Genomic DNA, 12,123 nt, shown 5'->3' with positions numbered 1-12,123 from the left:
CATGCCGGGCGACCGGCTGGACACCCAGGTCATCGTCGTCGGCGCGGGACCGGTCGGGCTGCTGCTCGCCGGGGAGCTGCGGCTCGGCGGCGCGGATGTCGTCGTACTGGAACGGCGTAAGGCGCCCACCACCGAGTCGCGCGCCTCGACCCTGCATGCCCGCACCATGGAGATCCTCGACAGCCGGGGGTTGCTGGACGGGCTTCCCGCTCCGCCGAACGACCTGCGGGGACACTTCGCGGGCATCTCGCTGGACCTGTACCTGCCCGGCGGCCGTCCTGGGCAGTGGAAGATGCCGCAGTTCGACACCGAACGGCTTCTGGAACGCCGGGCGGCCGGACTGGGCGCGGAGATCCTGCGTGGCCATGAGGTGCGGGCAGTCACCGAGACGGGCGGGTACGTCGAGGCCGAAGCGGCCGGCGACAGCGGTTCCGTCCGGGTGCGGGGCAGCCATCTCGTCGCCTGCGACGGAGAGGACAGCACCGTCCGCCACCTGGTCGGGGCGGACTTTCCCGGCCACGAGGCGCGACGCGAACTGCTGCGCGCCGACGTCGAGGGCATCGAGGTGCCCGACCGGCGGTTCGAGCGGCTGCCGGACGGCCTGGCCATCGCGGCACGGCGGGCGGACGGCGTGACCCGGGTGATGGTGCACGAGCACGGCACCTCTGCGCGGCGCCGTGACGGCGCGCCCGGCTTCGGTGAGATCGCGCGGGCGTGGAAGCGGGTCACCGGTGAGGACATCAGCGGCGGCACCCCGGTGTGGGTCAACGCGTTCGGTGACGCGACACGCCAGCTCGCGCGGTACCGCCACGGCCGCGTCCTGTTCGCGGGGGACGCGGCGCACCGGCAGATGCCCATCGGGGGACAGGCGCTCAATCTGGGCCTTCAGGACGCCTTCAACCTGGGGTGGAAACTGGCCGCCGAGGTCACCGGTCGCGCACATCCCGAACTGCTCGACAGCTACCACACCGAACGGCACACAGCCGGCCGGCGCGTGCTCTCGGCCATCGAGGCGCAGGCGCTGCTGCTCCTCGGAGGCCCGGAGGCGGAGCCGGTGCGCTCCCTGATCACCGACCTGATCGGCCACGAAGCCGTACGTGCCGGTCTCGCCGCGACGATCGGCGGACTCGACATCCGCTACGACGTCAAAGGCCCCGCACACCCGCTTGTCGGGGCCAGGCTGCCGCCGACACCTCTCGGCTCAGCCCCGGGGGGCTCCGCGGCGGCGTCAGCGGCCGGTGGAGCGACCAGTACGGACCTCCTGCGCTCCGGCCGGGGCCTGCTGCTCGGACCCGGTGGCTACCAGCACCCCGGCACGGTCCTGGAAGGCCGCGACATCCCCGTCGCCACACGGGCGGCACCGGAGCCCGGAACGGAGGAGGAGACCGGCTGGACCCTCGTACGGCCCGATGGCCACGTTGTATGGGCGGACCCGTCCGCCGGTCCGCAGGGGGAGGGGCTGACGGAGGCACTCAACCGCTGGTTCGGCCCCGCCCGGCCCCGGGCCGCCCCGGCATCCGCACCACCGCACTCCGCCGGCCTCATGCCGCGCACCGCACCCCGTATCCCGCACCCGAAAGGAACCTCGCCATGCCGCTGATCTCGCCCGACGACGGCTATCTGACCGTGTTCAACCTCTTCGAGACGGACACCGCGCCGCTCCAGGACGACGTGCTCGACGCGATGCGCGACATCATCGACAACGCCGACTATCCCGGCTGGATCTCGTCGACGCTGCACGCGGGCGTCGACGAGCCGGGAACCGTCAACTACATCCAGTGGCGCAGTGCCGCCGATCTCCAAGCGCGTTACGAGGGGCAGAAGTTCCAGCAGAAGACCGTGCCACAGTTCCACAAACTGGCCCGTACCGTACGCCTGCTGAAGACCGAACTCGCCTTCACCCAGCACCACCCCCTGCTCGACGGGGACACCGAGATCTCTCCGGAGCGCGACGACTACACCGTACTGATCGTGTTCGACACGGAACCGGGTAACCAGCGGAGGCTCCTGGACACACTTGCCAAGCCCGACGAGTGGATCACGACGGTGCCCGGCTACCGCTCGCACACCTACTTCCGGGGAACCGACGGCACCTTCGTCGTCAACTACGCCCAGTGGGAGAGCAAGGAACTCTACGACGCCTTCCACGCCCTGCCCGAGGAGGAGCGGCCCGCCGACATCCGCGACGGCAGAAGCCGTGCGCGCTCCCTGGTCACCCGCCGTCAGGCCAATACGTACCGGGTGACCCACTCCCGGTCCGCGAAGGACTGACGGACATGGCACCCGAGACGGAATCCGGGCAGGACACCGACGTCATCGTGGTCGGCGCCGGGCCGACCGGGCTGACACTCGCCGCCGAACTGCGCCTGGGCGGCGCCCGCGTCACCGTCGTGGAACGGCTGGCGGCGCCGACCGGGCAGTCCAGGGGCCTGGGCTTCACGGCGCGCGCCATGGAGACGTTCGACCAACGGGGTCTGCTGCCGAGGTTCGGCAAGGGCGAGCCGCCCGGCATCAGCCCCGTGGGCCACTTCGGCGGCGTCCGGTTCGACTACACCGTGCTGCCGGGCGCCCACTTCGGCGCCCGTGACATCCCGCAGTCACTGACCGAGTCGGTCCTGGAGACCTGGGCGACCGAACTCGGCGCGGTCGTCCACCGAGGCTGGGAGTTCACCCGGCTGCACCAGGGTGCCGGACCGGACAGCTCCTCGGTGGACATCACCGTTGCGACACCCGAAGGCTCACGACGGCTGCGCGCGGCGTACCTCGTGGGCGCGGACGGCGGCCGCAGCCCGGTGCGCGTGGCGGCCGGGATCGGCTTCCCCGGTACACCGGCGTCCCGCGTGATGTACCTCGCCGATGTGATGGGCAGCTCGCTGCGCCCCCGTCCGCTCGGCGAACGGCTGGAGCACGGCATGGTGATGGCGGCCCCGCTGGGCGAAGGGGTGGACCGGATCATCGTCTGCCCGGACGGCGCACCGCCCCGCGACGACGCGGAGCCCGTGACCTTCGCCGAGGTGGCGGACGCGTGGCTGCGGCTCACCGGCGAGGACATCTCCGGCTCGGCTGCGCGATGGGTGAGCTCCTTCACCGACGCCACCAGGCAGGCAACCGCGTACAGGCGTGGCCGGGTACTGCTCGCGGGGGACGCCGCCCATGTCCACCTGCCGGCCGGCGGCCAGGGGATGAGCACCGGCATCCTGGACGCCGTCAACCTCGGCTGGAAACTTGCCGCCGTCTCACGTGGCACCGCTCCCCGCGCACTGCTGGACACCTACCACGACGAGCGCCACCCGGTGGGCGCCAGACTGCTGGTGAACACCCGCGCCCAGGGCACGGTCTTCCTCGGCGGCCGTGAGGCGGACCCGCTGCGCGCCCTGTTCGCCGAACTCATCGAGTACGACGACGTCAAGCGCCATCTGGCCGGGATCGTCAGCGGGCTGGACATCCGCTACGACCTCGGCGGTGACCATCCACTGCTCGGCCGGCGCGTCGCGTCCCGGGTACTGGTCGGACCCGAGGGGGAGACCAGCACCACCCGGCTCCAGCACTCCGCGCGTGGTGTGCTGCTCGACTTCACCGACGACCCCGAGGTACGCAGAGCCGCCGCGCCCTGGCACGACCGGGTGCACGTCACCACGGCGACGCCGAAGCCGCTGGACGTCCGGGACGACGAACTGCACGGCCTGAGCGCCCTGTTGCTGCGACCGGACGGCTATGTCGCCTGGGCGCGGTCCGCGCCCGGAGACGACGGGCCCGGCGCCGCGCTGCACCGCTGGTTCGGCCCGCCCTCCGGGACCGCCTCGTAGTTCCCACCACACCCACCGAAAGGCAGTGCCCGCATGAACGCTGTCACCACCACCGAAGAGACCGTAGCCGCGCTGCGGGCCGAGCTGCGCGATCTCACGGACCGGGCCGAACTCACCGCTCTGGCCGACCGGTACGTCCTCCACCTGGACCGGGACCGGCACCGTGACGACTGGTTCGGCTCGGTCTTCACCGACGACGTCCATCTCACCTTCCCCATGGGCGAGTACAAGGGGACAGCGGGCCTTGCCGAGTTCCAGAAGCTGGCCCGCACCACGTTCGAACGCACCCATCACACCGCCTCCAACTACAGCATCGATCTCGACGGCGACCGGGCCGGGATCCGGGCCCATCTCACGGCCGTACACGTACGTGCCGCCGCCGAACCCGGAACCCACTTCACCATCGGCGGCCACTACGAGGCCGATGCGGTCCGGACCGCCGACGGCTGGCGGATCAACAGGTTCGTCTTCGCGCTCGTGTGGCACGAGTGACAGGGCCCGCAGGGCGCCCCGGGCCACTGACCTCGGAACCTGCAGAGATCTGACATAGCGAGCAAAGACCTGACACCGGCGCGCCTTGAACCGTCCAACGACCCGCAAGAGACTTCAACCGGGCCCGACGGTGCGTCCCGGTCCGCATTCACAGACCACCTCCGGTACCAAGGAAGAAGCCCCGCCATGCCCCCAGGCTCCACTGAACCTCCCCTGCTCGTAAAGGTGTTGCAGATCATCACCGCCGGATGGCTTGCGCAGGCCGTCAGCGCCGCTGCCGAACTCGGCGTAGCCGACGTCCTGGCCGACGGTCCGCGGCCGGTCGCCGAGATCGCCGAGGCCACCGACTCGCACGCCCCCAGTCTCTACCGGCTTCTTCGGGCCGGCGCCGACATCGGTCTGTTCACCGAACACGACGGCGCCGTCTTCGAGCTGACCGAACTGGGCGGCACACTGCGCGCCGACAGCCCCACCAGTCTGCGCAACTTCGCGATCTGGACCGGGCTGCCCGCCGAACGGCACGCCTGGTCCGGCCTCGCCGACGCCGTACGCACCGGTCGGACCGCGTTCACCGAGGTGTTCGGCACATCCGTCTGGGACTACTTCCACGACCACCCCGATGTGCTCGGTGTCTTCGACCGGGCCATGACCGAGGCGTCCCAGCAGATCATCGCCCCTGTCGTCGCCGCGTACGACTTCGGCCGGTTCGGCACCGTGGTGGACGCCGGCGGCGGACGCGGAGCTCTGCTGGCCGCCGTCCTCGCGTCGGCGCCCGGTGCTCGCGGCATCCTGTACGACAGGCCCGAGGTCATCGCGGGCGCGGGTCAGCCACTGCGTGACGCGGGTGTGGACGACAGGGTGGAGCTGGTGTCCGGAGACTTCTTCGAATCCGTGCCGTCCGGCGCCGACGCGGTGATCCTGTCCAACATCATCCATGACTGGGACGACGAGCAGTCGCGGCGCATCCTGGTCAACGCCCGCGACGCGCTGGCCGACGGCGGGCATGTCCTGCTGGTGGAGGCGGTCCTGCCGGACCGGCCCCGTCCCTCGCCCTCGGTCTCACTCATGGACCTCGACATGCTGGTGGTGGCCGGCGGGCAGCAGCGCACCGCCGCCGAGTTCGAGACCCTGCTGGCCGACTCCGGCCTCAAACTGTCACGCATCGTGCCGGGCGGCCACTGCAGCGTCGTCGAGGCTGTGCGCGCCTGACATCGCCCCGGCGCGGGGCGCGCGGGGGCTCTGCCGCGCCGGCCGGACCTGCCGAGGTTCCGCCGCGTCCCGTGCCGGAGGTGTTCTTTCGCGTCGGCACGGACGCGCCGGAGGTGTTCCTTTGCATCGCCACGGACCTGCCAGGGACTCTTCGCGTCGGCACGGACCCGACGGGATTCCTTCGCGCCGGCCGGTCCCTCCGAGTTATGCGCGTCCCGCGCCGGGCGCCCTCTCCCGTATCCAGCACAACGAAAGAGTAGGCATCAGCCATGCCGGAACAGCCGGAGAACAAGCTGTGGTTCGGATTCGGACCAGGGACCGCGGTCGCCGAAGCGCCGGAGGTCGTGCGCAGGGTCGAGTACGCCGACCGGGCGGGGCTCGACTTCTTCGCCCTCTCCGACCACCCGTACTACGGCGACCGGCTGGAGGCCTACGCCACCCTCGCACTGCTGCTCGGCAGGACTCGGAACATCACCGGCATCACCACCGTCACGAATCTGCCGACCCGTCCGGTGCCCCTGCTGGCCCGCACTCTGTCGACGCTGACCGCACTCACGGAAGGCCGGGTCGTTCTCGGTCTCGGCGCGGGCGGCTACTGGGACGACATCGCCCGCTTCGGTGTCACCCGGCTCGATCCGCCCACAGCCGTACGCGCTCTGGAAGAGGCGATCAGCCTGGTCAGGGCGCTCTCCGGAGGCGGCGCACCCGTCACCCTGGACGGCGAGTTCACCCGGATCGCCGCGCTCGACCCGGCACCGCATCCGGCGCCGCCGATCTGGACGGGTTCGGTCGGACCCAAGTCCCTGGCCGTTACCGGGCGTTCGGCTGACGGATGGATACCCGGAAACGCGGCCGACTGGCACAGCGAGCGATACCGGTCCTCGCGGCCCCTGATCGACGAGGCCGCCCGCGCCGCCGGACGCGATCCCGCGGATGTCGTCACCGTCTTCAATCTGCCCGGCCGGATCACCGACTCGGCGGTCAACGTGCCCCGCGATCCGTCGGGCCGGTGGCTGGGCGGATCCATCGACCAGTGGATCACCGAGCTGACCGAGGCCGTACTCGGACACGGCGCCTCCGGGTTCGTGTACTTCGCCTCCGGCGACCCCTCGGGACAGACCGGTCTCAGGCGCTGGGCCGAGGAGATCGTGCCCGCCGTCCGTGAGGCTGTCGCCAAGGGCTGACCTGCGGAAACGCCTCGTCGCGCGCCGCCCGGCGCTGTCCCCCTCCGGACGCCGGCCTGCCCGCACGTCCGTACCACAGCACGTTTCAGAGAGGTCCTCAGATGCCCACAAGAACCACCGGCCCGCGTACTCGGCTCCGCCCGGCGATCGCACTGCTCGCGGTCGTCCTGCCCGTCGCGGCCTGTTCGGGCGAGGGGGCGGGCTCACGTGCCGGCAGCGACGGCACACCACGTGACGGCGGCACGCTGCTGGTCGGCAGTGAGGCGGACCCGAGCTGCCTGGACCCGCAGCAGACCGGGCAGTTCGGTGCGGTGGACATCTCCCGCTCTCTCGTGGACGGGCTCACCTCCCAGGACCCGAAGACCGGCAAGATCGTGCCCTGGCTGGCGAAGTCCTTCACCACCAGCGCCGACGGCAGCTCCTTCACCTTCGTCCTGCGTGACGGCGCCACCTTCAGTGACGGCAAGCCCGTGGACGCGGCGGCGGTGAAGACGACGGTCGACAACCTGGTGAGGCTGCCGGCGAACGGCGCCCCCAGCTATCTGATCGGCTACAAGGGCACCACCGTCGTTGACGCGCACCGCCTCACGGTGACGTTCTCCTCGGCCAACGCCCAGTTCCTCCAAGCGACATCGACCGCGGGACTCGGCATTCTGTCGCCCGCGAGCTTCACGGCCTCGGCAGCCGATCGCTGCCGAGGAGCGTTCATCGGCTCCGGCCCGTACGTCCTGGACCACTACACCACCGACCAGGAAGCCGTCCTGAAGAAGCGCAAGGACTACGCCTGGCCTTCCGCCATCGCCACGAACAAGGGCGCGGCACACCTCGACGAGGTGACGTTCTCCTTCATTCCGGAGAGCGGCGCCCGCACCGGAGCCCTCGCCTCCGGACAGGTCCAGATCGCCAAGGCTCTGCAGCCCACCGACGAGGCCCAGTTCAAGGGAGACGGCTTCAGAGTCCTGTCGGCACCGGGCCCCGGCCTCGTCCCGCCGCTCTCCCTCAACCACAAGGGGATACTCGCCGACCAAAGGGTCCGCGCGGCGCTGCTCAAGGGCGTGGACAGGCAGGAGCTCGTGGACTCCGTCTTCAGCTCCTCCTACAAGCCGGCCACCAGCGTGCTGTCGTCGGGCACCCCGTACTACAAGGATTTCTCGGACAGCCTCCGCTACGACCCCGACGGCGCCAAGTCCCTTCTCGAAAGCGCCGGATGGAAGCCGGGCAAGGGCGGAATCCGCGCCAAGAACGGCAAGCCGCTCGCCTTCACCTGGCTGATTCCGGCACCGATGCCGCCCGCCAACGAGGCCGTCCAGCAGCAGCTCCGCAAGATCGGCGTCGATGTGAAGCTGAAGCCCGTCGCACCGCCCGTCTACGTCGAACAGCAGCAGAAGGGACAGTTCGACCTGACTGCCGTCGGTGTGACCCGCGCCGATCCAGACGTACTGCGCAACATCTTCTACAGCAAGGGCGACAACCTCTGGCATATGCCGGCCGGGAAGCTCGACACCTATCTGGAGCGGCAGGCCCTGGCGACCGACCCGAAGTCCCGCCAGGCCGCCGTGACCGAGGCGGTCGAGTGGATCCTCGACCACGCCGACACCGTTCCGCTGTACGAGGGCGCCCAGGTCCACGGTGTGTCCGACAAGGTGCGGGGCTTCGGGCTCGATGCCTCCAACCGGCTCGACCTGCACGACGCCTGGCTCGGCTGAGGAAAGGGACTCCTGTGCACACGGTCCTGTACGCGGTCACCCGGACGTCGCGCGCGCTGTTCGTCGTCTGGGCCGCGTTCACGCTCACCTTCTTCGCGCTGCGTCTGCTGCCCGGAGACCCGGTGGCCCTCATGCTGAGCGGACGTGGCGGCTTCGCCGGACTGACACCCGGACAGATCGCGCGGACACGGGCGGAACTCGGCTTCGACCGTCCGCTGATCACCCAGTACGGATCGGCCCTCGCCGACGCGGTGCGCGGTGACTTCGGTACGTCCATCCAGAGCGGACAGCCCGTCTCCCGCATGATCACCGAGGCGATCTGGCCGACACTCCAGATCGGCACTCTCGCACTGGTGCTCGCGCTGGTCATCGGCACCCTGACCGGGGTGGCCGCCAACCTCACCACACCCCCGATGCTCCGTCAGATACTGCGCTCCCTGCCGTCCTTGGCGGTGTCGATGCCCTCGTTCTGGGTGGGACTCGTCCTGATCCAGCTGCTCTCCTTCCAGTGGCACCTCTTCCCCTCGCTCGGGAACAGCGGTCTGCAGAGCGTGATCCTTCCCGCCTGCACCATGGCCATCCCGGGATCCGCACTGGTGGCACAGGTGCTCGGCAAGAGCCTGCACACCACCCTTCAGGAGCCGTACGCCGATACCGTCCGGGCCACCGGGGCGGGCAGGGCCCGGCTGCTGTTCGGGCACGGGCTGCGCAACGCGGCCATTCCGGCGGTGACGGTGGTGGGTCTCCTCGTCGGGTACCTGATCGGCGGCGCCGTCGTGGTCGAGACGGTCTTCTCCCGCCCCGGCATGGGACGTATCACCCAGTCCGCCGTCTCGGCCCAGGACCTGCCCGTCGTCCAGGGCGTCGTGGTCGTCGCCGCCCTCGCCTTCGCGGTGGTGAATCTGCTGATCGACCTGGTGTACCCGGTGCTCGATCCCAGAATCCGTTCCGCGGGACGACTGGTGACCGCATGACGAACCTGACGAAGACACCCGTCCCCCGGGCCCGGAGCCCGCCCCGGAGGCCGTACCCGCGCAGGTCAGGGACGAACCGCTGCTCACCGGGGAGCCCGCACGGATCCGCCGCCTGCTCGGCGCACCCTTGCGCGCGCCCGGCGTCACACTGTCCGTCCTGGTGCTTCTGCTGGTCCTCGGCTGGGCCCTCGTCCCCGAGTGGTTCACCGACCGCAGTCCGCTCTCCGGCGTACCGGGGGAGCGGTTCGAGCCACCCGGCGCCGAGCATCTCTTCGGGACCGACCAGCTGGGCCGCGACATCTACGCGCGCGTGGTGCACGGCGCTTCCCTGTCCCTGCGCGCCACCGTCACCGCCATCCTGATCGCACTGGGAGGCGGAGTGGTACTCGGCCTGGCCGCCGGCTTCTTCGGCCACTGGACGGACACCGTCATCATGCGGGTCGTCGAGGTCATGCTGTCGGTGCCGCCGGTGCTCCTGTCCCTCACCATCATCACCGCGCTCGGCTTCGGGACCGGACAGGTCGCCATCGCCATCGGCGTGACCAGTGTGGCCGCCTTCACCCGTGTCATGCGCGCCGAAGTGCTGCGGGTGCGGACAGCGCCGTACGTCGAGGCGGCGATCCTCTGCGGCACCCGGTGGTGGCGCATCCTGCCCCGCTACATCCTTCCCGCGGCGATCGGCCCCGTACTGGCCCTGGCCGCGCTCGACTTCGGCCTGGTGGTCCTCGCCATCTCCAGCCTCAGCTTCCTCGGGTACGGGGAGCCGCCACCGGCCCCCGAGTGGGGATCGCTTGTCGCCGAGGGACGCAACTACCTCTCCACCTCCTGGTGGCTGACCACCCTCCCCAGTCTCACCGTGACCGTCGTCGTGCTCGCCGCCAACCGCCTCTCGCGGGTGCTGGAAGCAGAAGGGAGGAACCGGTGAACGTGGTGGAACCGGCACCGGGGACCGTGGAGCCGGCCGAAGCGGCCGACACCCCGCTGCTTGCCGTGCGGGGCCTGCGGATCGGCTACCGCACCGCCGAGGGAACCCATATCGCCGTCGACGGTCTCGACCTGACGGCCGAAGCGGGCCGGATCACCGCTGTCGTGGGTGAGTCCGGCTCGGGAAAGAGCAGTACGGCCCACGCGCTGATCGGGCTGCTGCCGACAGGCGGTGCCGTCCTGGGCGGCTCCGTCCGCCTCCAGGGCGAGGAGCTGACCGGACTCGGCGAGCGCGCGTGGCGGGAGGTGCGCGGGCGACGCGTCGGACTGATCCCGCAGGATCCGGGGGTCTGCCTCGACCCCGTCAAACCCGTCGGCGGCCAAGTCGCCGAGGTGCTCCGCGTCCACGGTCTGGCCACACGCCGGGACGCGGCGAGCCTGGCCGTCGACCTGCTGTCCGAGGCCGGGCTGACGGACCCGGCACAGCGGGCCCGTCAGTACCCGCACGAGCTCTCCGGCGGAATGCGGCAACGCGTGCTCATCGCCATCGCCACCGCCGCCCGGCCGAGACTGCTGGTGGCCGACGAACCCACATCCGCACTCGACGTCACGGTGCAGCGACGGATCCTCGACCACCTCCAGGACGTGGTGACCACCACCGGCACGGCCATGCTCCTGGTCACTCACGACCTCGCGGTGGTCGCCGACCGCGCCCAGCATGTGGTGGTGATGTCACAGGCCCGCGTAGTGGAGGCGGGCCCGGCCGAACAGGTGCTCACCGACCCCCAGCACCCCTACACACGCACGCTGCTGTCCGACGCGCCCACCCTTGCCGCGCGCGCACCGCGCCGCAGGGGAACGGAGGCGGCGAACGCGCCGCACGAGGCATCGGACCCCGAAGGCGCGGCAGGCACGAAGATCCCGCTGCTCCGGGTGACCGGACTGACCCGCTCCTTCCCCGTCAGAGGGGCCGCACTGTCCCGCCGCCGCTCACGCACAGCGGTCGACGGCGTCGGATTCGAGCTGGACAGAGGCGAGACACTGGGCCTCGTCGGCGAGTCGGGCTCAGGCAAGTCGACCACCGCGCGCATGATCCTCGGCCTGGAACGGGCCGACAGCGGCACGGTCCTGCTGGACGGCACCGACGTCACCACGGTCCGGGGAGCCGCCCGCCGCGCCCTGCACCGCCGCATCCAGGTCGTCTACCAGAACCCCTACGCCTCGCTGAACCCGCGCTTCACCGTCGAGGAACTGCTCACCGAGCCGCTGCGCAACCACCGCATCGGCGCCAGGCAGGAGTGGGGCGGGACCGTGCGGCGTCTCCTGGACGACGTGGCGCTGCCCGAGAGAACCGCGCGGCGCAAGGCCGCCGAACTGTCCGGTGGGCAGCGCCAGCGTGTGGCCATCGCCCGCGCGCTCGCCCTCGGGCCTCAACTCCTGGTCTGTGACGAGCCGGTCTCCGCACTCGACGTCACCGTGCAGGCCCGCATCCTGGAACTGCTCAACGGCCTCCAGGAGCGGCACGGCCTGAGCTATCTGTTCATCTCCCACGACCTGGCGGTCGTCGCCCAGGTCAGCGACCGGATCGCCGTCATGCGCGACGGCCGCATCGTGGAGAGCGGCCCGGCAGACGAACTGCTGAGTTCGCCGCGCCACCCCTACACCAAGGAACTGCTGGCCGCCGTGCCCGGCGATCGACGCATCAACAGCGCAACGGAGGAATCCCCATGGAGCTAGGAGTTGTCGTCAAAGTGTCACGCCCACATCAGCAGCGAGGCGAGGGTGACGGCTGCCTGGTAGGACTCGGCGGTCTTGTCGTAGCGGGTCG

At 70.7% G+C, this 12,123-nt stretch carries 10 protein-coding genes; all 10 read left to right on the top strand.

All coding sequences use genetic code 11. The features are described from left to right. Window position 1: 1 nt before the first annotated feature. Window positions 2–1,600, top strand: a complete 1,599-nt coding sequence (locus ACZ4LX_RS35300; protein WP_467651113.1) for an FAD-dependent monooxygenase — start codon at window positions 2–4, stop codon at window positions 1,598–1,600. Then, a complete protein-coding gene (locus tag ACZ4LX_RS35295) occupies window positions 1,591–2,271 on the top strand; it encodes an antibiotic biosynthesis monooxygenase (protein ID WP_467651104.1) in 681 nt (226 codons plus the stop codon). Before ACZ4LX_RS35300 ends, ACZ4LX_RS35295 begins: the two co-directional genes overlap by 10 nt. A 5-nt stretch (window positions 2,272–2,276) precedes the next feature. Next, a complete protein-coding gene (locus ACZ4LX_RS35290; RefSeq protein ID WP_467651105.1) occupies window positions 2,277–3,806 on the top strand; it encodes an FAD-dependent monooxygenase in 1,530 nt (509 codons plus the stop codon). Window positions 3,807–3,839: 33 nt separating this feature from the next. Further along, entirely contained in the window at window positions 3,840–4,298 is a 459-nt protein-coding gene (locus ACZ4LX_RS35285) for a nuclear transport factor 2 family protein (RefSeq protein WP_467651106.1), read from the top strand. Window positions 4,299–4,523: 225 nt separating this feature from the next. Then, entirely contained in the window at window positions 4,524–5,507 is a 984-nt protein-coding gene (locus ACZ4LX_RS35280; RefSeq protein ID WP_467651107.1) for a methyltransferase, read from the top strand. A 269-nt stretch (window positions 5,508–5,776) separates the two neighbouring features. Further along, window positions 5,777–6,691 (top strand): LLM class flavin-dependent oxidoreductase, encoded by a 915-nt coding sequence (locus ACZ4LX_RS35275; RefSeq protein WP_467651108.1) that lies wholly within the window; start codon window positions 5,777–5,779, stop codon window positions 6,689–6,691. Window positions 6,692–6,792: 101 nt separating this feature from the next. Beyond that, window positions 6,793–8,397 (top strand): ABC transporter substrate-binding protein, encoded by a 1,605-nt coding sequence (locus ACZ4LX_RS35270; protein WP_467651109.1) that lies wholly within the window; start codon window positions 6,793–6,795, stop codon window positions 8,395–8,397. A gap of 14 nt (window positions 8,398–8,411) precedes the next feature. Then, window positions 8,412–9,371, top strand: a complete 960-nt coding sequence (locus ACZ4LX_RS35265; protein WP_467651110.1) for an ABC transporter permease — start codon at window positions 8,412–8,414, stop codon at window positions 9,369–9,371. A 160-nt stretch (window positions 9,372–9,531) separates the two neighbouring features. After that, window positions 9,532–10,296, top strand: a complete 765-nt coding sequence (locus ACZ4LX_RS35260) for an ABC transporter permease (RefSeq protein ID WP_467651111.1) — start codon at window positions 9,532–9,534, stop codon at window positions 10,294–10,296. 5 nt (window positions 10,297–10,301) lie between these two features. Further along, on the top strand, window positions 10,302–12,032 hold the full coding sequence (locus ACZ4LX_RS35255; RefSeq protein WP_467651114.1) for a dipeptide ABC transporter ATP-binding protein: 1,731 nt from the start codon (window positions 10,302–10,304) through the stop codon (window positions 12,030–12,032). Window positions 12,033–12,123 lie beyond the last annotated feature (91 nt).

Source organism: Streptomyces sp. NPDC026062, assembly GCF_055568375.1.
The sequence above is the reverse complement of the archived record's forward strand: the minus strand, read 5'-3'. Positions and strand labels throughout refer to the sequence as shown.

Bases quoted from the DNA above. Each gene is read 5' to 3' on its own strand.
- ACZ4LX_RS35300 (WP_467651113.1), top strand. From the start codon at position 2: ATGCCGGGCGACCGGCTGGACACCCAGGTCATCGTCGTCGGCGCGGGA.
- ACZ4LX_RS35295 (WP_467651104.1), top strand. From the start codon at position 1,591: ATGCCGCTGATCTCGCCCGACGACGGCTATCTGACCGTGTTCAACCTC.
- ACZ4LX_RS35290 (WP_467651105.1), top strand. From the start codon at position 2,277: ATGGCACCCGAGACGGAATCCGGGCAGGACACCGACGTCATCGTGGTC.
- ACZ4LX_RS35285 (WP_467651106.1), top strand. From the start codon at position 3,840: ATGAACGCTGTCACCACCACCGAAGAGACCGTAGCCGCGCTGCGGGCC.
- ACZ4LX_RS35275 (WP_467651108.1), top strand. From the start codon at position 5,777: ATGCCGGAACAGCCGGAGAACAAGCTGTGGTTCGGATTCGGACCAGGG.
- ACZ4LX_RS35270 (WP_467651109.1), top strand. From the start codon at position 6,793: ATGCCCACAAGAACCACCGGCCCGCGTACTCGGCTCCGCCCGGCGATC.